This window comes from Lysinibacillus sp. NPDC056220 (assembly GCF_049315265.1).
Taxonomy (GTDB): domain Bacteria; phylum Bacillota; class Bacilli; order Bacillales_A; family Planococcaceae; genus Lysinibacillus; species Lysinibacillus pinottii.
Window position 1 is genome coordinate 126608 of record NZ_JBMOXD010000007.1, and the last position, 23458, is coordinate 150065.

The window sequence follows — 23458 nt, forward strand, 5'->3', positions numbered from 1 at the left end:
CTCCCAATTTTGGGAGTAGCTTTAGCTTTTTAGATATATGAATTTGATTATTTTTTAGGTGTACACCATTGCACAACTTCATGACGCTTACGCTCTGCCATTTGTTCTGCTGTATAAATAATTTGCATCGGATTTCCTCCTGCTAGACAGCCAGCCGGCACATCCTTATGTACAAGAGTTGCGGCAGAAACAATGGCACCATCTCCAATTGTCACACCTGGTAAAATTGTAGAATTCGCACCAATCATTACTTCATGGCCAATACGGACATCCCCTAAACGATATTCCTCTATTAAATATTCATGGGCTAAGATGGTCGTATTAAAGCCAATTACTGTATTATCTCCAATAAAAATACGCTCAGGATACATAGTATCTGGCATAACCATTAACGCTAGTGAAGTTTTTTCACCTATGGTCATTTTTAAAAATGTTCGATAAAGCCAGTTTTTCACACGTAAAAATGGTGTGAAGCGTCCAATTTGAATGACAATGAAACACTTCATCACCTTCCAAAAGGACACCGTGTCGTAGATTTTCCACAGTGAATTTGCTCCTTCGACACGGTAACGTTCTGTTTTACGCGCCATCTAACTTACCCCTCTTTCACAATATCCAATAAATCCGTCATATGATGCAATATATACTCTGGTTGGAACTGCTGTAAGTATGCCTCGCCTTTAATTGCCCAAGCGACACCAGCTGCTCTGACTCCTGCACGATGTCCTGCTTCAATATCATGCGAGTTATCTCCAATCATAATTGCATCATCTTTGTTGATCCCTAAACGTTCCAATGCAAGTAAAACTGGTTCTGGATCTGGCTTCACATTATGCACATCATCTGTTCCAATACGCACATCAAATAGGTGTGTAGCCCCAAGAATAGATAGCCCACGATCAATCGTATCATTCCGTTTTGTCGAAACAATCGCCAAACGAATCCCTTGTGCTTTTAATTGCTCTAATGTTGAGACAACGTCTGGGTATTGACTAACAAGTTCATCATGATGCTCTATATTCCAAGCTCGATATTTGGCTATCAAAGCTTCCTCTTCACCTGGTGCAATGTCATTAAATGTCTGCTTAAGTGAGGGACCAATGAATTTCAAGCAATCTTTTGGCGAAAATTGCCCGGGAAATCTCTCATTTAAAACATGCATAAATGTTTGAATGATTAATTCATTTGTATTCAGTAAAGTTCCATCAAAATCAAATAGTAGTGCCTTTACAGCCATATGTTACATCTCCTTATTTATTATCTAAGTATTTCATGGCTGGTTTAACCTTTATTCTACGATAAATAATGGCTCCAAGACCTACTACAATACCTATAATAGATACAATTTGAGCTGAGCGTAAATCACCGACTAGGTAAAGACTATCTGTACGCATTCCTTCAATGTAGAAACGACCAATGGAATACCAAATTAAATAACTGAAGAAAATTTCCCCACGATTTAAATTTACTTTTCGTAATATCAGTAAAATAATCAGCCCTATTAGATTCCAGACGGATTCATATAAAAATGTAGGATGTACATAAGTACCTAATTCTTCAATATACATTTGATTGATAATCCAATCTGGTAACATTAAATTTTCTAAAAATTCCTTTGAAACAGGCCCACCATAAGCCTCTTGGTTCATAAAGTTACCCCAGCGACCTATAATTTGTCCAATTAAAATACTAGGTGCTGCAATATCTGCTACTCGTAAGAAGCTTACATTTTTAATACGAGTAAATATGTAAGCCGTCACAAATGCTCCAATTAACGCACCGTGTATGGCAATACCACCATTCCATATCTCAATGATTTTACCTGGATTTTCACTATAGTAATCCCATCTCATTGACACATAATAAATGCGCGCACAAATGATGGATATCGGAACAGCCCACAATAATAAGTCTGCAAGAAAATCTTCAGGCAATCCTCGCTTTACGGCCTCTCGTTGGCCTACTACATACGCTAAAATAATACCCGATACGATGAGCAATCCATACCAACGAACTGGAATTGGCCCCAAATGAAAGGCAATCGGGTTAATTTGTAAAAGTAATAAATCCATCTTTTGCTCCTCTCCAATTATCTGTTACCAAAGATCGGTAAACTTTTAATCATCTAATACATCGTTCGACGAAATAACTTCATCTAAACGTCTTGAAAATTCTTCTGCCGCATTTACACCCATTTTCTTTAATCGATAATTCATCGCTGCTACTTCGATAATTACAGATACATTTCGTCCTGGTCTTACCGGAATTGTTAATTTCGTCAATTCTGTATCAATGATCTTCATCTTTTCTTCTTCTAAGCCTAATCGATCATATACTTTTTGTGGGTCCCAAATTTCTAGCTCAATAATGAGTGTAATACGTTTATATGGGCGGACTGCACTTGCACCAAATAGTGTCATAATATCAATAATGCCGATGCCTCGTATTTCCAATAGATGCTCTAAAAGAGGAGGTGGACTACCAATTAATAAATTTTCTGATTCTTGTCTAATCTCGACACAATCGTCAGCTACTAAACGGTGACCTTTTTTGACAAGCTCAAGTGCTGTTTCACTTTTACCCACGCCACTTTTACCAATAATTAGTATGCCGATGCCATACACATCCACAAGTACACCATGTGCAGCTGTCATTGGTGCTAATCGGCCCTCTAAATAGTTGGTCAATCTACTTGAAAATTTGGTTGTTGTCATATGTGTTTTAAAAACAGGAACATGCTTTTCGTTGGAAGCTTGAATCAGCTCCTCAGGTACTTCTAAATCCCGAGAAATTATAATTGCAGGTGTATCTTGGGAACAAAGTAAGCGCATCCGTTCAAGCTTAACATCTGTTGGTAACATTTCAAAAAAGGATAGCTCCGTTTTGCCAAGCAATTGTACCCGATTGGCTGGATAATGCGTAAAATACCCGGCCATTTCAAGTCCTGGCCTTGAAATGTCACTTGTCACAATCGTTCTGCCGATTCCTTCCTCGCCTGCTAATAACTCTAACTTAAATTTCTCCATAACATCTCTCGTTAATACTACAACCAATGAAAAAGCCTCCAATCAATGGATAAAGTTCTCCTTATTTTAGCATGTCTATGTATAAAAGAAATGTATTTACTCTTAATGAAAAAAACTAGCGGCTCTCCAGTCCGCTAGTTTTTGAATTATTATTTTTTAGTAGCTAACCATTTAGCAACTGCTTCAGCATCTGCGCCTTTTACAATTCCTCCAGGCATGCCACCTTTACCATTATTAATAATATCTAAAATTTCCGATTCCGATAAACGAGAACCTACATCGTTTAATGCTGGTCCATTGGCACCTTGTAGCTCGCCACCATGACATGTAACACATGATTTCATTGCGATAGCTTCTCCATCTGGAGCAGTGGCACCTTCATTGTTAGTTGCCTCTTTATTTCCGCCTCCACAAGCTGCTAAGAAAATTGCTGAACCGAACACTAATGTTAACATTGCCTTTTTCATTAGTACCCCTCCTCATAATCGATAATTACCTTACGCCGCCATTATACCAAAATTATGCACGTTTGAAACCTTCTCCTAATACCTCATAGGCATCCGAAACAATGACAAACGCTGATGGGTCAACGCTTTTAATGAGTTGTTTCAGCTTTGTGAATTCTGTCTGATAAACAACAACCATAAGAACTGGTCGCGCTTCTCCTGTATAGCCCCCAAATGCTTGTAACTTAGTGACACCCCGATTAATTTCAGCATAAATGGCTTCACGTACTTCATCTTGTTTCAACGTAATAATATAGACCATTTTTGATTGGCTAAAACCTAGCTGAATAATATCAATCGTTTTGGTTGTTACATAAAGTCCAATCAGGGCATACAAACCTTTCTCTAAATCAAAAACAACTGCTGCACTAATCGCTATGATTCCATCTATTAACAGTACACTTGTACCAAGCGTTAATCCTGTATACTTCGTAATGATTTGCGCTAGTAAATCAGTGCCACCAGTAGAAGCATTCCCTTTAAAGACTAGTCCTATTCCTAAACCAACTACAATTCCCCCAAAAAGAGCTCCAAGCAAAGGATTATCCGTCCAAGGCTCCCAACTATTTGTTAGCAAGACAATAAACGGTAAAGTAATCGTCCCAATAAATGATTTTATGCCAAATTTTTTGCCGAGTAATAAAACACCAGCAATAAATAGTGGAATATTAAAGGCATATTGCACAATACCTGGATTCCAGCCAAATAAACCATGCAAAATTGTACTAATTCCACTTACCCCTCCGGAAGCAACCTGATTTGGTAATAAAAAGACATTAAAACCAATAGCAATCACTGCCGCTCCTACAATAACATACACATAGTCCACAATGTTTTCCCTAACATCATGTTTCATTTCCCCACGCCCACTTCAACTATCAGAATTTTTTAAAGACGAAATGATTATAGCAAATACTTTACACATTGAGAACTTCATCTTGATGAAGGGATTAGCTATTGTGGAGGATAAAAAATAAGCTATCTTAAACGGACGTAAGATAGCTTATTGTAGGAGTAATAGGTATTTATTTAAAATGATTTTTCTGCCCATTCCATTGCCTCATAATATAGATGATCCATATCGTTGAGCTGGATATTTAATTGAGCACTTAGTTCCTCTAATCGTGCCCAATCTAATTTTCCTAGAGCGATACTGAATTCTAGAAATGGCGTCATATCTGTTTCATGCCCTAAGATTGTATTGGTAATATCCTCTGAAAATGGTAGCTGATGCAATATGACACTCATGGGTCTTTGCAGTAATGTATCAATAAGTGAGAACATACCTACTAGAAAATATTCCGAAAAATTCTTTTTATAGGATAGCTTGGCTAACTTCTCACAAACTTTTGCTCGAAACAAGGACATACACATTACTTCTTTAAAAAGGTCTGAGTCCGCATCAATATCAATTTCTCGCATCGCTAATAGATAAATCCATTTACGTAAATTGGATATTCCTAATAACACAATCGCTTGTTTTATAGAGCGTACTTTAGATTTTGAACGCTTAGAAGAATTATTAATCATTTGTAATAATTTATACGTCAAAGAAATATCTCGTTCGATATTTTCTGCTAATAATTGAATATTTGGTTCTTCTTCTTTTAACAACGAGATAATATGAATATATTGTATCGTATTAGCAGGGATATCTGTTGCTTTTATGATTTGAGGCTGTTCAAAGAAATAGCCTTGAAATAATACGTACCCAGAAGATTTAGCCACTTCAAATTGATGACGAGTCTCTACTTTTTCTGCAAGCAATTGAATATGTGGGTAATTTCCCTTAACTTTATTTTCAATTTCCATTCTTTTGACCATTGATGTTGCTAGAAAATCAACCTTTATAAAATCAACTTGTTCAAATAATTCATCATAGATGTCAACCTGTTCATCCATAATAAAATCATCTAATGCAATTTGAAATCCATAATTTTTTAGCTCCACCACACGTTTCACTAATTGAGATGTCAGTGGAACATCCTCTAAAATTTCAATGACAACTTGTGAAGGATTTAAAAATTCATGAATGGAGCTCATTAATAAGTTATCAGTAAAGTTAACAAAACCCGGCTTACCTTTCGTTACTTCTTCAAAACCAATTGAAAGAAATGAGTTCACCAGTACATCAATAGTTGCTGCATCTGAATCAACCATTGGAAAGGCATTAACGTTTTTTCCACGATATAACAATTCATACGCAACGACCTGTTCGTGAAGATTAAAAATAGGTTGCCTGCCAATAAATACTTCCATTTCGTTGCCCCCATTTCTCCACATTCTAGTTATTAATAGTATAACATTTTTTACGACCTGATGCTTATACTTCAATATAATTTATCATCACCATTGAAGATTTTCTATATCTTTTTTCTACCTAAAAAAAGACAGTCCCAGTGATGTTGTATCACGTTAGGACTGTCCAAACTATTTGCCAACCTTGGCTTTTATCGCACCTATTACCGCAGGAACGACAGAGATAAAAATAATCAATATAAGCACAACTGAGAAGTTATCTTTAATAATAGGGATATTACCGAAGAAATAACCTAGTAATGTACAGCTGAATACCCATAAAATAGCACCTAAAATATTATAAAGTAAGAAGTAGCTATAATTCATTTTACTTGCTCCCGCTACGAATGGGATAAATGTACGAATAAATGGCATAAAACGAGCTATAACAATTGTTTTTCCACCATGTGTATTGAAGAATTTTTCAGCTGCTTCCATACGTTCTTTTTTAACAACTCTTCCGAGAAGACTCTTTGGAGGAATCGACGTCCCAACTTTATGACCAATATGGTAATTCATTGTATCACCTAAAATGGCCGCTGCTAAAAATACTGGTATTAATATCCACATATCAAAGGCTCCCATTGCAGCAGCCAATGTACCACTAGCGAAAAGCAATGAATCGCCCGGTAAGAATGGGAAAATAACGACGCCTGTTTCTACAAAAACAATGGCAAATAAAATAAGATAACTCCAATTGCCAAAATCACGAATGATTTCTTCTAAATGCACATCTATATGCACAATAAAGCTTATTAACTCTTTAATGAGTTCTATCATGTTTTTGTATGCTCTCTTTCAATAGTATTTTTACCTAAAAGCTTTGACGTAGCCTTACATCAAAGGGTTCCAGTTTTGTACATCTTTTTACATTACTTCCTCACTATATGACAAGCTATTGAAAAGTATGTAGAAGATTTCACAAGTTTGATTTTATCACTTACAGATAACTACTCTCAACTCATTTTACTATTATACGAATAATGTACACAAAAAAAGAGCTACCATTTTTTAATAGTAGCTTTTTTCGTTTTAAACTTTTTCTTTTAAGGAGCGGCGAAGTATTTTTCCAGTCGTATTTTTAGGTAATTCATCCATAATTTCAATTACCTTTGGTACCTTATATTTCACCATATGCTTACCACAATATGATAGAAGATCTTCTGTCGTAGTGGCGGCAACCTCTTTTAAAACAACATATGCATGAACTGCCTCTCCTAAATTAGGATCAGGGAATCCTACTACTGCTGCCTCTACAATATTATTATGGGCAAACAATACTTCCTCGACCTCTCTAGGATAGACATTAAACCCTCCTACAATGATCATATCCTTTTTACGATCGACAATGTAAAAATAGCCTTCGTCATCCACTTTCGCTAAATCTCCTGTATAGAGCCAACCATCACGTATCGCCATAGCTGTTTCCTCTGGCATTTTATAATACCCCTTCATCACGTTAGGTCCGCGTACGATTAACTCCCCAACCTCGCCAACAGGTACTTCCTGACCGTTCACATCGACCACTCTATTTTCCACATTGCTAATCGATGTCCCGATAGACCCAGCTTTACGGTCACGATCCAGAGGATTAAAGCATGTAACAGGTGAAGCCTCTGATAAGCCGTATCCTTCTGATACACGCACATTAAATTTCTGCTCGAAATTATGTAATAGTGCAACAGGTAAAGAAGCTCCTCCTGAAATAGCCAAACGAATTGTCGAGAAATCTTCCGGGTTGCCTTCAGGTAATTGGTATAAGAAATTATACATAGTTGGTACCCCAGCAAAGACTGTTGCTTTTTGCTCTCGTGCTAAAGCAAAAATTTCTGTAGGACTAAATTTAGGTGCTAGTAGCACTGTTGCTCCACTTAATAATGGTGCGTTTACGACAACTGTTAAAGCAAAGACATGAAATACAGGCAATGTGGCAATGACACGGTCTTTTTCTTGAATGTCTAAATAATGGGCAACATCTCGAGCATTTGAATACACATTCTCATGCGTGAGCATAGCCCCTTTTGGAGTGCCGGTAGTGCCCGAAGTATATAAAATAATAGCATTGTCATCATCTGCCACTTCAACAGGCTGTAAAGATTGAGAAGTATTCTTGACGATTTGTGTAAATAAATGTGTTTTTTCTTGCGCTTTTAGTGATAAAGCTGCCACTTTTTCCGCTATATCTGCCGTTGTTTCACATACTACAAATGCTTTTACTTGTGGAAATGCTTGTACACCTTTTTCTACCAATGGCAGTAAAAGATCTAGCGCAATGACCGCTTTTACATCACCATTATGCAAAATATAGGAAATTTCATCTGGTGTATAGATTGGGTTAACAGGGATTGCCGTTGCCCCTATACGCATGGTTGCATACAATGCAATTAAATAATGTGGTGTATTGCCGAGTAAAAACGCCACATGATCCCCTTTTTCAATACCTAAATCTTGTAACCCCTTTGCAAAACGACCAACTGTTTGCTCGAACTCTCCGTATGTCGTATCTTTCCCCATAAAATGATACGCAACTTTATCCGGCTGTTCTGTTGCCTGTTGGCGAACACGTGAAACTAAATTCAATTACACCATCCCCTTATCGTATAAAATGAATCGTTATTCAGTAATATTATATAAGAAATATATCTAAAAAACAATGAGTCTTTTTATTTCATGTCATAAATTACGTTAATTAATTCATTTTTTTCTCTTTTAAACCATTACATCACGAACGAATATGAGAAATGTACCGCCAACGAATTAAATAAAAATACACTACTTGTATTAATACAAAAAAGCCAAAAGCAAAGAATACTTCTTTTACAATAGAAATATTCGCGATATCTTTTAGTATGCCCTGAACCATTAGAAAAGCAAAGGCACTGTGCATCATAGCAACGCCCCACGGTAAGAAAAACTGAGGAAATAAATGACGGTTAACAAGCTTCTTTAACTCTATATCCGTTAAACCCATGCGCTTTAACACATCGAATTTACGCTTTTCTCTTTCTAATGACGTATGCAATTTAAAATAAATAAAGCTACCTGCGGCCAGTAAGAAAACGGTAGCTACTAAAACACCCACTAATGTAAATAATGAGTAGGTAGCTAGTATATAAGAATAATTTAAACCAGCATTTTCAAAGTAAAAAGGACTAAATTTATCCTTTTTAAGAAAATATAAATTGGATTCTAAATAATCTATGTCCTTACCGACTTCTTTTGTTTCCATCCATTGTGGAATAACAAATGTAAATAAATGATAGCTTGGTTGAATAAGGTTTTTCTCAGAAATAGGATGAATAAGCTTTGCAAAATCTTCATCGCTAATAACGATCGAATTAACGCTTACAATTGAACCAGGAAACACAATCTTTGGATAGACACTATCAATCGTAATAGGTATTGAATTCTCTTCAAGCACTGTATGCACAACTCTATTTTTTAATTTTTTTAGAGAATCCTCTGAATAAGGAATAAATACCGCTTCACCAGAGCCAAGATCTAGTAGTGGATAACTATAGGAAGATAGCAAGACATTCATATCAGACTCACGAAAAACCTCTACTTCATTTTGCGTAAAAGAAGATGTTTGCTTAATCACAACAAAGCGGGACAGCTGATAGGATAAACCCTTCTCTTCTAACTGCAGGCGCAATGAATTAATATGCTCCCGCTCATAAGGATTATCAATGTCGCCCTTATAAACTAGACCCAATGGATTTAAACGATCGTATTGGGTTGTGTAGGAAGACATTGTTGCTAATACACCTACAGATAAAAATGCGAGGGTGGACACCATAGTAACGACAAAAAACATCTTCACATTATCCATCATAATATGAGTTTGCTCAGCAAGTGAGAGCAGACGATAACGTTGCCAATGAAATTTACGTTTGCCACGTGCTAAGTCTAAAAAACACGGCACAGAGTCACTGAAAAAATAATAAGTACCAAATGTTGCTGAAAATGGTATTAATAGCGTTAGCCCAATCAAAGAAGTATGCCCCACAACAAACGCTAGAATATAAGTCCCTAAAATTAAAGCAATACCATAAACAGCCCGAATTTTGGAATAGGTTGTTAAACTATTTAAATAATCGCTACCTTTAATAAGATCACGTAATTTCCTCTCTCGTGTAAAATATACACTAATAAAAGAAATCACCACAAAAGCACTTGTGAAAACACCTATTGTCAGTAGAAATGGCTGCCACGAAACATACAATGGTAATTCATCCAAATGCAAAATCTCCCGCACAATCATGAAAAAGAATTTTGAAAATGAAAAACCAAAAACAATTCCCACAATGATGGAGCCCGCTCCAATAATCATTGTCTCAAGAAAGACAAGTTTATTCATCTGACGCTTTTCCATTCCTAGATGCAATAAAATCGCAAATTCATGTGATCTAGCCTCTAAAAAAGCACTCATAGAGTAATATAAAAAGAACAAAGTAAAAAGTACGAGTACAATTTCAGCACCCACCATGCCAATAAGGGACACTTCTCCTAATATCCCACGTTCAATATCGGGATGAAACATTAGCATGGAATAGATAAAAAATACAGCCACAGAAAAAAAGCTCGCCATGAAAAAGGCACCATATATCCGGCTGTTCCGTACGACATTACGGTAAGCGAATTGTCGAAAGGTCACCTACTTGCCCTCCTCCTAGTAAGCTCAAAACATTTAATATACGTTGAAAAAACATTTGACGACGGTCATCTCGATAAATTTCATTGAAAAATTCGCCATCCTTTATAAAGAGCACTCGATCACAGTAACTTGCTGCGATTGGATCATGTGTTACCATCACAATCGTCGTGCGTTTATCCTTATTTACTTTCGTTAAAAGTTCAAGTACATCCCGTGAAGAATTGGAATCTAAATTACCTGTTGGTTCATCTGCTAAAATGAGACTCGGATTATGAATAAGTGCTCGACCAATGGCTGTTCTCTGTGCTTGTCCACCTGAAATTTCATTTGGGCGCTTGTGCAAGAAGGGTGTCAAATCTAACTTTTCGACAATATTAGCCAAACGTTCCTCCATGACCTCTAATGGTTGCTGGTCCAATGTTAACGGCAACACAATATTCTCCTCAACTGTTAGCATATGCAGGAGATTGAAGTCCTGAAAGACAAAGCCAAGCTGCCTTCTTCTAAAATAGGCTAGCTCCGTTGCATTAAGCGTATGTGGATTCATGCCATCTAAAATTATTTCACCACTCGTTGGTTCATCAATAGTAGAAATAATATTCAATAATGTTGTTTTGCCACTCCCGGAAGGGCCCATAACTGCTAAAAATTCGCCTTCTTCCACCTCAAAGCTCAATTGATTTAATGCACGATGTGTGACCTTGCCTTCATAAACTTTTGTCACATCTTTAATTTGTAATATAGGCATGCTAAATTCACCTTATTTCTTCATTAATTCTAATGATTGCGGTAAAAGCCACTGTAATACAACCTCAAAGCCGATTTGAAAATGGGGCTCTGTTAATCCTAAAACGGACTCTTCCGCTACCAAACTAAAACAATGCTCTCCTATAATGACATCCCAGGCATCCATTTCTCCCTCTAGAATTTCACCATATACAGTGTAATGTCCACTATACATAATCTGTTGACCATCGACAGGAAACGCCTGTAATAATGTTGGTTGTTGTAAGTTTAACCCAAGGATATTTGAAAAATGCAGTAGTTCTTCATTTAGCACTTCATTTGCCATGACGAAATTTTGATAAGATACTTGATCACCCTCTTGCAAATGGGTCATATACAGTGCCTTTGTTTTTTCCTTATTTATATTTAATAACCAGCCTTCAATGCTTACTTCTGTCATCCTAGCTCCCCCTAATTTGTAAATGTCACTGTAACAATCGTCCCTTTTCCTACCTCTGATGAAATAGCCAAATCATGTCCAAGCTTTTCGCAAATTTCCTTCGCTAAATAAAGGCCCATCCCAGTAGATTCCCCTGTTTTTCGCCCATTTTCACCAGTGAAAAACGCCTTCGTAACACGTGAAAGGTCGGAAGCTGGAATACCAATTCCCTCGTCGCAAATGGCTAGCTGCACATAATCGTCCTTTTTAATGGCAGAAATGACTATTTTTTTATTGGCTTCAAAAGTGTATTTCACAGCATTGGTTACAAACTGACCGAGAATAAAGCGAAGCCATTTTGAATCACTCGCCACGATAAGATCATCTTCAATATGAATTTCAGGGAATACTCTTTTCGTAATAAATAAACGTTTATTCTCATTAACAGTTGCAGTCACTATTGTCTTTAATGCAACCTGTTCTACTTGCATATCATCTTCAAAGTTTTCTAAACGTGCATTTACAAGCACCATGTCTAAGCCTCTACGTAAACGGTCAATTTCCTCCTGCACATTTTTCTTATCAAGAGGACGGTCATCCTGTAAAAGTAACTCAATGACAGAAATGGGTGTTTTCATCTGATGCACCCACTGATTCATAAATTGATCATGACGCTTTTGACTTGCGTATAATGAATGCAGCTCATGTTGATAAAGTCGATACAACTCATGCATATATTTCTCTGCTTGCATTGCTTCTGGCGTTTTGGCGTTTTTTTGTAGCACATCCTCCATAGCTGTTGGAAGCTGAGATATTTTCAACAAATAACGTTGTCGCATTAAATAGCGAACTAGTAAAAATGAACATAGCAGCACAAGACTAATACAGAAGGAATATATAGCTGTATCGATATTCCTAAACCCGTCTAGTCCATATAAGACCATGATGAAGCCAACTAATAAGAGCTGAAAGACAATAAATGATGCGTAATCTCGTAAAAATAATTTCCAGCCCACTATAGCTCACCCGCACTCAATATGAATCGGTAACCTGCTCCACGCACAGTTTCAATGGTTGATGAAATATGATAATCCGCTAATTTTTTACGGACACGAGTCATATTAACATTCAATGTATTTTCATCGACAAATGCCTGATCATCCCAGAGTTCCTCTAAAAGTTGCTCACGTGTTACTACTTTCGGGGCATTCCCCATAAGCAGTTCCAAAATAATACACTCTTTTTTCTGTAGAGGAATTTCTAATTCATTTTTATGCAGCTCCATCCTCTCTAAATGAAGAATTAGCTGCCCTTGCTTAATTGTCCGCTCCTCTTGCCTTGTAGCATACTCACCATATGTACGACGCAAATGACTACGAATTTTAGCCAAGACAATTTCATAATTAAAGGGCTTTGTAATAAAATCATCGCCCCCATTTTCAAGTGCAAAAATTTGGTCCATTTCACCTGAGCGGGCAGAAATAAAAATAATCGGACACGTTGTATGTTGACGTAATTGACGGCACCAATAGTAGCCGTCATATGAAGGTAAATTTATATCGAGCAGCACCATATGTGGATTAAATGCTGTGAATTCTTCTATAAGATGATCAAACTCTTGAATCGTTTCAACTTCGTATTGATATTTTCTAAGCGTTTCCGCTAGTAATGATGCAATCTTTACATCATCTTCAACTATGAATATTCGATGCTTTTCCATATCAACACTCCTTTCTAACTATATTGTATCAAAAAAAGGTTCGACGACATAATTGTCAGCGAACCTTTAGGCTAAATCATTACACGAAATCGAATTTTTCTTAATAAATTAATTGTAAAAAGTCCTCAGTTGAAATTCCACCAAAATATGTAGGAATATCAATATCCACTAATGCATTAGCAATAGCTGTTCTATCGTGGTTTGTCCCAACTAAACGTTGTTCTATATCAGTCATATCACCTACACCAAAGAAATCTCCAAAAATATGTGCCTCTTCGATGACACCATGATTAACTTCAAGGCGAATATCAATGCCACCTGTTGGGAAACGGTGCGTCTTTTGAATATTAAAGCGTGGTGATTTACCATAATTCCATTCCCATGTTTGATAACGTTCTGCAGAAAGCTTATGAATGTTTACCCAATCTTCATCCGTCAGTTCATAATAACGAATGTTTGTTTCTCCACCGAAAATAGATTTTAAAATTTCAAGACGGAATTCTTCTATTGTCATCTTCTCTTTTAAAAACTCCGAAATGTTTGCTACTCGGGAACGAATAGATTTAATTCCTTTAGATTCAATTTTATCCTTTTTGACTTTTAAGGCGGACACAACAGCGTCTATTTCCGTATTAAACATCAACGTACCATGACTGAACATACGGCCTCGTGTCGAAAATTGAGCATTTCCAGAAACTTTACGCCCCTCTGCAAGAATATCATTACGTCCTGAAAGCTCTGCATTGACCCCCATTTTTGCCAAAGCATCTACTACGGGCTGCGTGAATTTTTTATAATTCATAAAGCTATCGCCATCATCGTTTGTAATAAAACTGAAATTAAGATTTCCTAAATCATGGTATACTGCTCCACCACCTGACAAACGACGGACAACAATAATGCCATTATCCTCTACGTAATCCGTATTAATCTCTTCAATGGTATTTTGATTTTTACCAATAATGATGGATGGCTGGTTAATATAAAAAAGTAGCACTGGCTCCTTTTCCACATCCATCGTTTTAAGCAAATACTCCTCAATAGCAAGGTTAACACGCGGATCATGGATCCCTTTATTATCAACGAAAATCATAGTTTACGTTTCCTCCTTCACAAAATATCCATATTTATTTTAACGTAAATTAGGCATTTTGTGTTGACGAAAAGCATCTGTTATAATACACTAGGAAATATCAAAACAGTAATAGTACAGATGAACTTAAAGGAGGAGTCCACAATGTTAGAAAACGTAGTTGAATTTTTCAAGAATTTACCTGCTAAGCAATGTACAGAGTGCGGTGAAAAAATTGAAGAACAAAGTGAATGCTACAGCAACACTTGTGAAAAATGTAACCACCTGTAAGCATTTGCCTATTCTGTAATTGTCATTTACGTGCCCCACACGTAGCAATCATGACACTCTTCATCATATTTTGATGAACCTTTAATTAAATCTCTTACACTTACAAAACAACAGCTGATACGCTCATATCAGCTGTTGTTTTTTTGTGGTAATTACACAAGAAAGCACCCACCTTAGATGGTGAGTGCTTCAAATACTTTAATTTTCTTCAGCTATTTTTGAGTAACGTTTGTTATGCAACAGCATGAAATAACCGAATGTGATAGCTAAGAATGCTACTAAGAAGCCGGCTAAAACTCCATAGTTTTGCATTAAGAATGATGTATCCCCAGTAGAAATACTTGATTTAAATGCTTGAACCGTATAAGTCATCGGTAATAGTTTGTTAAATACTTGTAATGGTGATGGAATTAATTCAAGTGGGAAAGTACCTGCACTTGTTGTTAATTGTAAAATTAATACCACAATGGCCATGAAACGACCTGGATCACCAAAGATAGAAACAAGCATTTGGATTAAAGCTAAAAATACATAGCTTGTTAATAATGCTGTTACGATAAAGTAGCCCATGTTATTGACTTCAAGTCCTAGACCCCATTTAACAATAACTACTGTTAGTACCGTTTGTACTAAACCTACGACTGCTAAAACAGTCACTTTACTTGTGAACCAAGATGCTCCATTTTTTGGACGGATAGCAGGTTCAACAAGTGGGAATACAATTGAAATTAATAATGCACCTACGAATAAACCTAGAGAGATAAAGTATGGTGCAAAACCTGTACCATAGTTAGGAACATGGTTGACTGACTCTTTTTCAACTTCAACTGGACTACCTACCATATCATAAGTGTCTTGATTAGCTTTTACTTCATTCGCTTTTTCGCTAGCCTCACCTAATTTACCTGATAATGTAGATGTACCGTCAGCAAGCTCAGTAGAACCATCTGCAAGTGTTGCTGAACCTTGTGCTAGTTCACCTGATTTTGAAGCAAGCGTAGATGTACCTTGATTTAATGTCGTTGTACCATTTGCTAATTCATTTAAACCAGATGCCAATGTTTTAGAACCTGTTACAGCTGTAGTTACACCCGCATTTAGCTCACCTAATTTTGCAGCTAATGTTGCATTACCTGCTTGTAGACCTTTAGCACCTTCTACTAAAGCATTACTTTTTGCTGTTAGAGCATTTGCACCCGCTAGCACCTCTGCTTGCCCTGCTGCTATTTGACCTGCACCTGAGCTTACTTGATTAGCACCAGCTTGTAATTTTTCTGTACCTGCAGATAATGTCGTTAAACCGTTATGCACACTAGCACTTCCTGCTTGTAGCTCCGCTAATGTTTGCTTTAATGCCGCTGCTTGTTCCTCTGGCATTGAAGTCATCATTGTTTGTAACTGGTTGGATAAGGCTGTAATGCCTGCTTCCACCTTTGCAGAACCAGCAGTTAATTGGTTAGCTGCACCATTTAATGCACCTGCATTTTCTGCAATAGATGCTGCCCCTGCACTAATTTGTTGCTGTTTATCGTTTAAAGTGTTTAAACCAGCCCCAACTTTTGCAACACCTTGTGTATATTGTGATATTCCTTGTTCAAGGCTAGTTGCACCATTAGCTGCCTGCTGTGCACCTTGTTGTAATTGTACAGTTCCATCTTGAAGTTTAACTAAACCACTAGATAAATCATTCGCACCTTTTGCAGCATCTCCAGCACCTTTTGTAAGTTTATCTGTACCATTAGACAGTTCAACTGTACTTGATGCTAGTTGTTCAAGATAACCTTTTAAATCTTTTGCACCATTTGCAACCTTTTGTGCACCTTCATCAAGCTTATTAGAGCCATCAGCTGCCTCTGTAAAGCCATCTCCAAGTGTTGCAATAGAATCAAATAATTTTTCTGCGTATGTTGCTGAAACTTGTGAATTTACTTCTGCACGGACACGATCCATTGCAGTCTCACCAATTTGTGCACCAAGGAAGTTAAGTCCTTCGTTTGGAATGTAGTTCATAACCAATTTTGATGGTTTGTCATCTAATAATGTTGTAGCATGTTCAGAGAAATTTGTTGGGATTTCTAGAATCATATAATAATCACGGCTATTTAAGCCTTTTTCTGCTTCTTCCTTTGAGACCTCTATAAAGTTAAACTGCTCACTATCTATTAACTTATCAACTAAGGTGTCCCCTAAGTCTAATTTAACGTCATCCATCTCAGCACCAGTATCTTCATTAACAACAGCTACTGGAAGATTAGGAAGTCCTGCATAAGGATCCCAAAACGCCCATAAAAACATACCTGCATACATTACTGGAATAAATAATACAGCAATGATTGAGACAAGCATTTTTCTTGTTTTAAAGATCTTCAGCCACTCAGCTTTAATCATATAATATCCTCACTCCTAAACTATTTGACCGAAAACGTCATTTGGTCATTTTCATTCAAAAAAATATAAACCCTTCAACCTTTGCAAAATAACACTTGATTCGACACTTTATGGAGTAACGAAATCGAATCAAGTTAGAATTAAACCTCGAAAGATTGTCTCTTTGAAAAGATTAAGAATCTTCTCTTCAGGGATCGCATCACCGTGTAACTCATGCCAATCGACAACAAATGCAAGATAGGCTTTTAACAGTAAGTAACTAACCAGCTCTGCATCACAATCTCTAATTTCACCTTTATTAATACGTCGCTGAATTAATTCTGCAACATACGATAAAATTTCTGTCTCGATGCGTAGGAGCACCTGTTTAACAGCTGGTGTACGTAGTTCTTTTTCTTCCTCTATCAACTTCGCAAATAAAAGATGTTTTTCACGGAACTGTAGCATTTTCATTAAAGCATTATGTGCATTATCCATAAAGCTTGCTGATGCATCCAACACTGCATCTGCTTCACCCTTCATCTCTCGAACAAGTGACATAGCGATTTCCTGAAATAAAATCTCTTTATTTGCAAAGAATGTATAAATCGTACCTTTACCAACATTAGCTATCTTTGCCACTTGCTCCATTGTTGTCGCTTTGTAGCCAAACAATGTAAAAGATTTTGCAGCTGCTTCAAGAATTTCCTGCCTACGATCCATTAGTAACACCCTTTCTTGTTAGGTTATGTACATCTAAAGTACACATTCATAAAAATGACCAGAAAACCATTTCGGTCATCTGGTCATTATCATATTCCTATTTTAAAAAAATTGCAAGTCTTTAATGATGATTTTTTTCATCTTTTTTTTCTTCGTTCTGATCAGTATCGTCAGATGTGCCATTACCATGGTTCATCATATTATTATCCATACTGTTATTGCTCTTTTCATCTTCAGGTAAAACTTGTGTCATATCAGGGCTTCCCGCAATAATTTGTTGCTTCGGCATATTATGAACACCATTTGCTGTTGTATGGGCATACATATAATAGACCCCATCATGATCAAATGTAGTTGTCGCTTTATATACGCCATCTTTCTCTAATTTCCCATCAACCATTTGACCTTCATCACGTTTCCCTGATTCCCACACTTCAAACTCTACTACTGCGTCATCGACATTTTTACCACCCTGCTCAACATGGGCTGCAAGCTCAATTGTTTCATGAAGTGCTACTTCTTTGGGTGTTAAAATTTCAACTTCTGGTATTTGTGGCACTTCTGGCTCTGGTAAAGTCTCCTCCTTGTTTTCTCCACAGCCTACCAACAAGGCAGGAACCGCAATTAGTGCAAATAACCATTTTTTCATTTTTTAATCCTCCATTAATGGCAATGTAATCTTAACGATTGTGCCTTTTTCAATAATACTTTTTATTTCTAATCTTCCCTGTAGCTGTTTTAATAGTTGCTCTACAATGGATAAACCTAATCCACTTCCACCATCTGCTCGGCTCCGTGCCTTATTAACACGGTAGAATCGCTCTGTTACGTGTGATATATCCTCTTGTGGGATTCCGATTCCATAATCTTTGATGGTAATTTGGGCACTGCCATTCTTTTCAATAGCAACCATTTCAACCTTCGAATTTTCATACGAGTAATTAATAGCATTTTCAATAATATTTATAAAAATTTGTTTAAGCTTTACCTCATCTGCCTGAATAATGAGGGCATCGTCCACATCTAAATGTAAGGTTATGTTCTTTTTATCAGCTTGATGTGTTAAGATTTTTTGAACCTCTCGTAAAGTCTCTCCCAGAGGAATTGGATATACTACAATCTCTGTTTGTTCATTTTCAGTTCTGGCAAGTTGAAGTAATTCGTTCGTCAATCTTTCCATACGATTTGCCTCACGAACAATTAGCTGAATCGTTTCCTCTTTTTGATTTTCTGTTATGATGCCGTTTTGCATTGCTTCACTATAGCCTTTTACATAGCTAATTGGAGTTCGTAGCTCATGAGAAACAGTGGCTAAAAATGTTTTTTGTGCTTCATCCTCCTGCTGGATTGCTTCTGCCATTTTATTAAAAGTGCTTGATAATTTACCAATTTCATCTCGTGAATTTACAGGTACCCGTGTCTCATAATTCCCGAAGGACATCTGTTCCACAGCACGTTGCAAATCGTTTAATGGTCGCATAATATGTCGAATCCCTTTATAAATTAAATAGCTTACAACCATTAAAAATATAAAGGCACTAATAAATAACAGAATCACCCCGCTATTAGCTAATTCACTAATTTTGGCTAGAGGGAAATAAATGTAGATAATTCCTTCTAATCTATTTTGATCGACAAGAGGCAAGACTACAGAAATTAGCTGTCGATCAAAACGAGGCTCATAGCCGATTTTTTGCACATAACTACCAGAAAGTAATTTTTGTCTTTCTTCAGGACCAATTAATGTTTCATAATCTATATCAAATGGAACACAGGCACTTAGTTCACGTGGATTCCTTACTGCAAATATATTTAAATTTGAATAATCGTTAAAACGTTCAATATCAGCAATAAATTCATCCGTTACCTTTCCATTGTTATACATAGTCTGTAGCTTTAGGCCAACCTCAACCATTGTATCTTCCGTATCCTGTACATATAAACGTTGGTACAAAAAATTTGTGAGGACATACATAAAAACAACAGTAATAATTAGAAATGCGAAAATTAACAACCAAATACGAGTGGCTATCTTTTTCATTCGCCAGGATCAAAGCGGTAGCCGACTCCCCAGACCGTTTGAATATGTGCAGCCGCTTCCTTTCCAAGCTTTATGCGTAAGGTTTTTATATGAGTGTCGACAGTTCGAGTCCCACCTACATAATCAATATCCCAAATGCGTTCTAATAATTGCTCTCGTGTATAAGCATTTCCTGGATTTTTCATAAATAAATGGAGTAGTTCAAATTCTTTTAAAGTAAGGGGGATACTTTTTCCATGTACTGATACTTTACGTGCAATTTCATCTATTTTAATGGGACCAAATACAACATACTTTTGCTGTAGCTCAGCAATATTTGCACCACTTCTTCTTAATACTGCGTAGATTCTAGCAGCTAGTTCATCATGTGTAAATGGTTTAACAATATAATCATCTCCACCAAGTGTAAGACCCTTCACTTTGTCCTCATTAGCATCACGAGCTGTAAGGAATATTATCGGGACATTTGACATTGCGCGTATACTTTGACAAACAACAAAGCCATCCTCGTGTGGCATCATTACATCAAGCAGCACTAAATCAATTTTCTCACGTACAATTATATCGTATGCCTCAGTCCCACTCGCAGCAGTATATGTTTCAATATCAGAGTTATTAAGCATCATTTCGATTAGGTTCCGCATATCTTGCTCATCATCAACTATTAATACAGTTGTCATCATTTTTCCTCCCTTACTAACAGCTGAAAAGCACCTTTCCCCACATCAACTGTTTTTTCTGTCTGGCCATCTTTTATAAAGTGCAATTTGTGATCGTCGTAGCCAGCGACCACAATATAGTCTTTAAATTGATTGACCACAAAAGGGTTTGCTCCTACTTCCTGCTGCCATTTTATATGACCATCAAAGTCAGCGACATATAACTCATTATGACCATGACTGACAACAAGTACAGCATCCTTTGTCTTTTTTAACCCTACTGGCATTAATGGCATGTTTATTTCACCATGTAATTGACCACTGTTCAAATCGTATTTTTTAACCGAACTATTTGGCTTACTCCCTTCTCCATGACCACCTATCCAGAGTTCGTCTATCTCGTCTATAATGGCTATCCCATGTGAGGATTTTTGGATCGGCCACTCCTGTTCAATCTGTAAATCTTTCATATTGAGAACAGATAATTTTGTATCTTTAAAATTTATTACATACAGCTTATCCTTATACGATGCCATTGACATAGGATAATTACCTATTCGTTGTGAGGCCAACATGTTTCCTTCATGATCAAAGCTTGTCACTGTATTAGTTTTACTATTCGTTATAAAAAATTGCTTGATATTGTTATCATAATACACATTTGTTGTACCTACCTCTACCTTTTGGGAATAGAGCTTTTCTCCAGTTGATAATGTATAGACATCAATGGTATTTAATTGGTGTCCGTATAAGAGGACTTGATCATCCCCCAGTAATGTTGCTCCTGAGTAAGCTTTATCAAATAACCATTTTGCTAATACATGACCATTTTCATCAATAAAGTCCAAGGATGGCTCTTGAATATTTAATGAAGCTATAAAATTCCGATCACGCTCAATCGATTCATACGATTTTTCAGTACAACCAGCTAACCAAATTATTTGTAGTAAAGAAAAAATGAAGAATGCCCATTTTTTCAACGTTATCACCTCTGCCCCTTTACTATACTTCACAATTGTGAAATCCGGGTGAAACTTGAAAGGTAAATTTATGACAAACCATAAAAAGACATTTCACAATTTAAACGAAGTATTTCAGTTGTATTCATCCAGCCAATATTTCCTTCTATACATATACTACTAGGATAATCGTAAGGAGGAATAAAATGTGGTTTCCATCAGCTTATGTATGATTGTGAAAAATGAAGAGGAAGTCATTGGAAGATGTCTTGAATCTGTTAAAGGGTTAGTAGATGAAATCAATATTGTGGATACAGGATCAACAGATCGTACAAAACAAATTGTTGCTCAATTTACTGATAGAATTTTTGATTTCGAATGGATCCATCATTTTGCCGCTGCCAGAAACTATTCCTTTCAGCAAGCAACGATGGATTACATTCTTTGGTTAGATGCAGACGATGTATTTTTAGAAGAAGATCAAGAAAAATTTAAGGCGCTAAAGAATTCTCTTTCCGCTACTATTGATGCCGTTTCAATGAATTACAATCTTAGTTTTGATAGTGAGGGAAATGTAGATGCTTTAATAAGAAGAAACAGACTCGTAAAGAAAGATAAAAATTTCCAATGGATTGGTGCTGTCCACGAATATTTAGAAGTGGGTGGAACACTGTTGGATAGCGATATAGCCGTAAGTCACTTGCCACTAACGCATGACCATTCACGTAATATAACGATTTATAAAACATTAGTGGAATCTGGTAAAACATTATCACCAAGAGATACCTTTTATTTTGCCAATGAATTACTAGATCACGGTCAATTTGAAGAAGCCATTTACTATTACGAATTATTTTTAACCTCAAAACTAGGCTGGGTGGAGGATAATATTCGTGCTTGCTTTAAATTAGCGGATTGCTATTCAAATTTAAATGACCCGGAAAACAATTTTAGTTCTATATTAAGAAGCTTTGAATACGATGTCCCCCGCCCTGAAGCATGCTGTCGCCTAGGTTATTATTTCATGGAGCAATATAAGAATTATCAAGCTATTTTCTGGTACGAACAAGCACTTATCATTAAACAAAATCCTAACGCTCCTTTTCAAAATAAAAGCTTCTCAACTTGGCTTCCTCACTTACAGCTTTGTGTTCTATTTGACCGACTTCAAGAATACGAACTCGCAAACGCACACAATGAATTAGCTGGCTCCTTTATCCCTAACGACGCAAAAGTTTTACACAATAAAAAGTATTTTCAGCAAATCTTAAAGTCTAATCAGACGGATTCCTAGAAGTTCTAATTGCTAGTTTAAACAGGACAAAAAATTACGTATTAGTATTTAGTAGAACATTAAAAATCCTTAAACAATGTAACAAACTTCTATTTACTATTATTTAATAGTTATGTGTCTACCTCTTCTATCAATTCTCAGAATACGATATTTGAGAGGGGAGGTGAGACTTTGCATTTTGGAAATTATTTAAAACAAGTATGTAGTAAATGTAATTCTTTTCCTTGCTGTTGTAGAACTGGACCTATTCCAAGTTGTCCAGTTTGGCCTGTAAAACCTACCGGACCTACTGGGGGCATTACTGGGGCAACGGGAAGTACTGGGGCTACTGGAACTACCGGGGCTACTGGCGTTACTGGTGCTACTGGTGCTACTGGGGTTACTGGCGTTACTGGTGCTACTGGCGCTACTGGCGCTACTGGCGCTACTGGGGTTACTGGCGTTACTGGTGCTACTGGTGCTACTGGGGTTACTGGCTCTACCGGGGCTACTGGAACTACCGGGGCTACTGGGGCTACTGGTGCTACTGGTGCTACTGGTGCTACTGGCGCTACTGGCGCTACTGGGGTTACTGGCGTTACTGGTGCTACTGGCGCTACTGGCGCTACTGGGGTTACTGGCGTTACTGGTGCTACTGGTGCTACTGGGGTTACTGGCTCTACCGGGGCTACTGGAACTAC

Annotated in this window: 23 protein-coding genes and 1 pseudogene; 3 read left to right on the top strand and 21 right to left on the bottom strand. The window is 36.9% G+C overall.

Annotation, left to right across the window (positions count from 1 at the left end):
• Positions 1-47 precede the first annotated feature (47 nt).
• The 15 genes from ACOZBY_RS18700 to ACOZBY_RS18770 all read right to left on the bottom strand — a co-directional run bounded on the left by ACOZBY_RS18700 (position 48) and on the right by ACOZBY_RS18770 (position 14465).
• Positions 48-590, bottom strand: coding sequence for an acyltransferase (locus ACOZBY_RS18700; RefSeq protein ID WP_012292221.1), 543 nt, complete (start codon positions 588-590; stop codon positions 48-50).
• Between the two features lie 5 nt (positions 591-595).
• The gene (ppaX, locus tag ACOZBY_RS18705) at positions 596-1237 is read right to left on the bottom strand and encodes a pyrophosphatase PpaX (protein WP_012292220.1); all 642 of its coding nucleotides are present in this window, start codon (positions 1235-1237) and stop codon (positions 596-598) included.
• A gap of 13 nt (positions 1238-1250) precedes the next feature.
• Positions 1251-2072 carry a prolipoprotein diacylglyceryl transferase gene (lgt, locus tag ACOZBY_RS18710; RefSeq protein WP_012292219.1) on the bottom strand — a complete coding sequence of 274 codons (822 nt, stop codon included), beginning with the start codon at positions 2070-2072 and terminating at the stop codon, positions 1251-1253.
• Positions 2073-2117: 45 nt separating this feature from the next.
• Entirely contained in the window at positions 2118-3053 is a 936-nt protein-coding gene (hprK, locus tag ACOZBY_RS18715; protein WP_031417807.1) for an HPr(Ser) kinase/phosphatase, read from the bottom strand.
• Between the two features lie 122 nt (positions 3054-3175).
• Positions 3176-3493, bottom strand: coding sequence for a cytochrome c551 (gene cccB / locus ACOZBY_RS18720; RefSeq protein WP_031417808.1), 318 nt, complete (start codon positions 3491-3493; stop codon positions 3176-3178).
• Positions 3494-3545: 52 nt separating this feature from the next.
• Positions 3546-4388: a YitT family protein gene (locus ACOZBY_RS18725; protein ID WP_031417809.1), complete on the bottom strand. Its 843-nt coding sequence runs from the start codon at positions 4386-4388 to the stop codon at positions 3546-3548.
• Between the two features lie 173 nt (positions 4389-4561).
• The gene (locus ACOZBY_RS18730; RefSeq protein WP_031417810.1) at positions 4562-5791 is read right to left on the bottom strand and encodes an EAL and HDOD domain-containing protein; all 1230 of its coding nucleotides are present in this window, start codon (positions 5789-5791) and stop codon (positions 4562-4564) included.
• Between the two features lie 171 nt (positions 5792-5962).
• Positions 5963-6607, bottom strand: a complete 645-nt coding sequence (locus ACOZBY_RS18735; protein ID WP_031417811.1) for a VTT domain-containing protein — start codon at positions 6605-6607, stop codon at positions 5963-5965.
• Positions 6608-6862: 255 nt separating this feature from the next.
• The gene (locus tag ACOZBY_RS18740; RefSeq protein ID WP_012292212.1) at positions 6863-8410 is read right to left on the bottom strand and encodes a fatty acid--CoA ligase family protein; all 1548 of its coding nucleotides are present in this window, start codon (positions 8408-8410) and stop codon (positions 6863-6865) included.
• Between the two features lie 142 nt (positions 8411-8552).
• A complete protein-coding gene (locus ACOZBY_RS18745; RefSeq protein WP_036160509.1) occupies positions 8553-10487 on the bottom strand; it encodes an FtsX-like permease family protein in 1935 nt (644 codons plus the stop codon).
• Entirely contained in the window at positions 10459-11235 is a 777-nt protein-coding gene (locus tag ACOZBY_RS18750) for an ABC transporter ATP-binding protein (RefSeq protein ID WP_012292210.1), read from the bottom strand. The genes ACOZBY_RS18745 and ACOZBY_RS18750 overlap by 29 nt, the downstream gene beginning before the upstream one ends.
• A 12-nt stretch (positions 11236-11247) precedes the next feature.
• Positions 11248-11673, bottom strand: a complete 426-nt coding sequence (locus tag ACOZBY_RS18755; protein WP_012292209.1) for a hypothetical protein — start codon at positions 11671-11673, stop codon at positions 11248-11250.
• A gap of 11 nt (positions 11674-11684) precedes the next feature.
• Entirely contained in the window at positions 11685-12668 is a 984-nt protein-coding gene (locus ACOZBY_RS18760; RefSeq protein WP_031417815.1) for a sensor histidine kinase, read from the bottom strand.
• Entirely contained in the window at positions 12668-13372 is a 705-nt protein-coding gene (locus tag ACOZBY_RS18765; RefSeq protein ID WP_012292206.1) for a response regulator transcription factor, read from the bottom strand. Before ACOZBY_RS18765 ends, ACOZBY_RS18760 begins: the two co-directional genes overlap by 1 nt.
• 100 nt (positions 13373-13472) lie before the next feature.
• Positions 13473-14465, bottom strand: a complete 993-nt coding sequence (locus tag ACOZBY_RS18770) for a lipoate--protein ligase (RefSeq protein ID WP_036164281.1) — start codon at positions 14463-14465, stop codon at positions 13473-13475.
• Positions 14466-14609: 144 nt separating this feature from the next.
• Here ACOZBY_RS18770 and yhfH point away from each other — a divergent pair, with 144 nt between their 5' ends.
• Complete coding sequence (gene yhfH, locus ACOZBY_RS18775) at positions 14610-14735, top strand: protein YhfH (protein ID WP_012292204.1); 126 nt, start codon at positions 14610-14612, stop codon at positions 14733-14735.
• Between the two features lie 198 nt (positions 14736-14933).
• Here yhfH and ACOZBY_RS18780 read toward each other — a convergent pair whose 3' ends face one another.
• The 6 genes from ACOZBY_RS18780 to ACOZBY_RS18805 all read right to left on the bottom strand — a co-directional run bounded on the left by ACOZBY_RS18780 (position 14934) and on the right by ACOZBY_RS18805 (position 21514).
• A complete protein-coding gene (locus ACOZBY_RS18780) occupies positions 14934-17123 on the bottom strand; it encodes a YhgE/Pip domain-containing protein (RefSeq protein ID WP_031417816.1) in 2190 nt (729 codons plus the stop codon).
• 129 nt (positions 17124-17252) lie between these two features.
• Positions 17253-17825, bottom strand: coding sequence for a TetR/AcrR family transcriptional regulator (locus tag ACOZBY_RS18785; protein WP_012292202.1), 573 nt, complete (start codon positions 17823-17825; stop codon positions 17253-17255).
• A gap of 121 nt (positions 17826-17946) precedes the next feature.
• A complete protein-coding gene (locus tag ACOZBY_RS18790) occupies positions 17947-18474 on the bottom strand; it encodes a FixH family protein (RefSeq protein ID WP_012292201.1) in 528 nt (175 codons plus the stop codon).
• A gap of 3 nt (positions 18475-18477) precedes the next feature.
• Positions 18478-19866 carry a sensor histidine kinase gene (locus ACOZBY_RS18795; protein ID WP_012292200.1) on the bottom strand — a complete coding sequence of 463 codons (1389 nt, stop codon included), beginning with the start codon at positions 19864-19866 and terminating at the stop codon, positions 18478-18480.
• On the bottom strand, positions 19863-20546 hold the full coding sequence (locus ACOZBY_RS18800) for a response regulator transcription factor (RefSeq protein WP_031417817.1): 684 nt from the start codon (positions 20544-20546) through the stop codon (positions 19863-19865). Before ACOZBY_RS18800 ends, ACOZBY_RS18795 begins: the two co-directional genes overlap by 4 nt.
• Entirely contained in the window at positions 20546-21514 is a 969-nt protein-coding gene (locus ACOZBY_RS18805; RefSeq protein WP_230586073.1) for a YncE family protein, read from the bottom strand. Before ACOZBY_RS18805 ends, ACOZBY_RS18800 begins: the two co-directional genes overlap by 1 nt.
• Before the next feature lie 178 nt (positions 21515-21692).
• On the opposite strand from ACOZBY_RS18805, the gene ACOZBY_RS18810 reads away from it, so the two are divergent.
• Both ACOZBY_RS18810 and ACOZBY_RS18815 read left to right on the top strand, forming a co-directional pair.
• Complete coding sequence (locus ACOZBY_RS18810; RefSeq protein WP_031417821.1) at positions 21693-22778, top strand: glycosyltransferase; 1086 nt, start codon at positions 21693-21695, stop codon at positions 22776-22778.
• A 171-nt stretch (positions 22779-22949) separates the two neighbouring features.
• Positions 22950-23458: pseudogene (locus ACOZBY_RS18815) on the top strand (collagen-like protein); the annotation flags it as partial.

Coding starts and splice junctions, on each gene's coding strand:
- ACOZBY_RS18750 (WP_012292210.1), bottom strand. CDS start 11,235: ATGCCTATATTACAAATTAAAGATGTGACAAAAGTTTATGAAGGCAAG.
- cccB (WP_031417808.1), bottom strand. CDS start 3,493: ATGAAAAAGGCAATGTTAACATTAGTGTTCGGTTCAGCAATTTTCTTA.
- ACOZBY_RS18700 (WP_012292221.1), bottom strand. CDS start 590: ATGGCGCGTAAAACAGAACGTTACCGTGTCGAAGGAGCAAATTCACTG.
- ACOZBY_RS18765 (WP_012292206.1), bottom strand. CDS start 13,372: ATGGAAAAGCATCGAATATTCATAGTTGAAGATGATGTAAAGATTGCA.
- ACOZBY_RS18730 (WP_031417810.1), bottom strand. CDS start 5,791: ATGGAAGTATTTATTGGCAGGCAACCTATTTTTAATCTTCACGAACAG.
- ACOZBY_RS18785 (WP_012292202.1), bottom strand. CDS start 17,825: ATGGATCGTAGGCAGGAAATTCTTGAAGCAGCTGCAAAATCTTTTACA.
- ACOZBY_RS18795 (WP_012292200.1), bottom strand. CDS start 19,866: ATGAAAAAGATAGCCACTCGTATTTGGTTGTTAATTTTCGCATTTCTA.
- ACOZBY_RS18790 (WP_012292201.1), bottom strand. CDS start 18,474: ATGAAAAAATGGTTATTTGCACTAATTGCGGTTCCTGCCTTGTTGGTA.
- ppaX (WP_012292220.1), bottom strand. CDS start 1,237: ATGGCTGTAAAGGCACTACTATTTGATTTTGATGGAACTTTACTGAAT.
- lgt (WP_012292219.1), bottom strand. CDS start 2,072: ATGGATTTATTACTTTTACAAATTAACCCGATTGCCTTTCATTTGGGG.
- ACOZBY_RS18770 (WP_036164281.1), bottom strand. CDS start 14,465: ATGATTTTCGTTGATAATAAAGGGATCCATGATCCGCGTGTTAACCTT.
- ACOZBY_RS18725 (WP_031417809.1), bottom strand. CDS start 4,388: ATGAAACATGATGTTAGGGAAAACATTGTGGACTATGTGTATGTTATT.
- ACOZBY_RS18800 (WP_031417817.1), bottom strand. CDS start 20,546: ATGACAACTGTATTAATAGTTGATGATGAGCAAGATATGCGGAACCTA.
- yhfH (WP_012292204.1), top strand. CDS start 14,610: ATGTTAGAAAACGTAGTTGAATTTTTCAAGAATTTACCTGCTAAGCAA.
- ACOZBY_RS18780 (WP_031417816.1), bottom strand. CDS start 17,123: ATGATTAAAGCTGAGTGGCTGAAGATCTTTAAAACAAGAAAAATGCTT.
- ACOZBY_RS18755 (WP_012292209.1), bottom strand. CDS start 11,673: ATGACAGAAGTAAGCATTGAAGGCTGGTTATTAAATATAAATAAGGAA.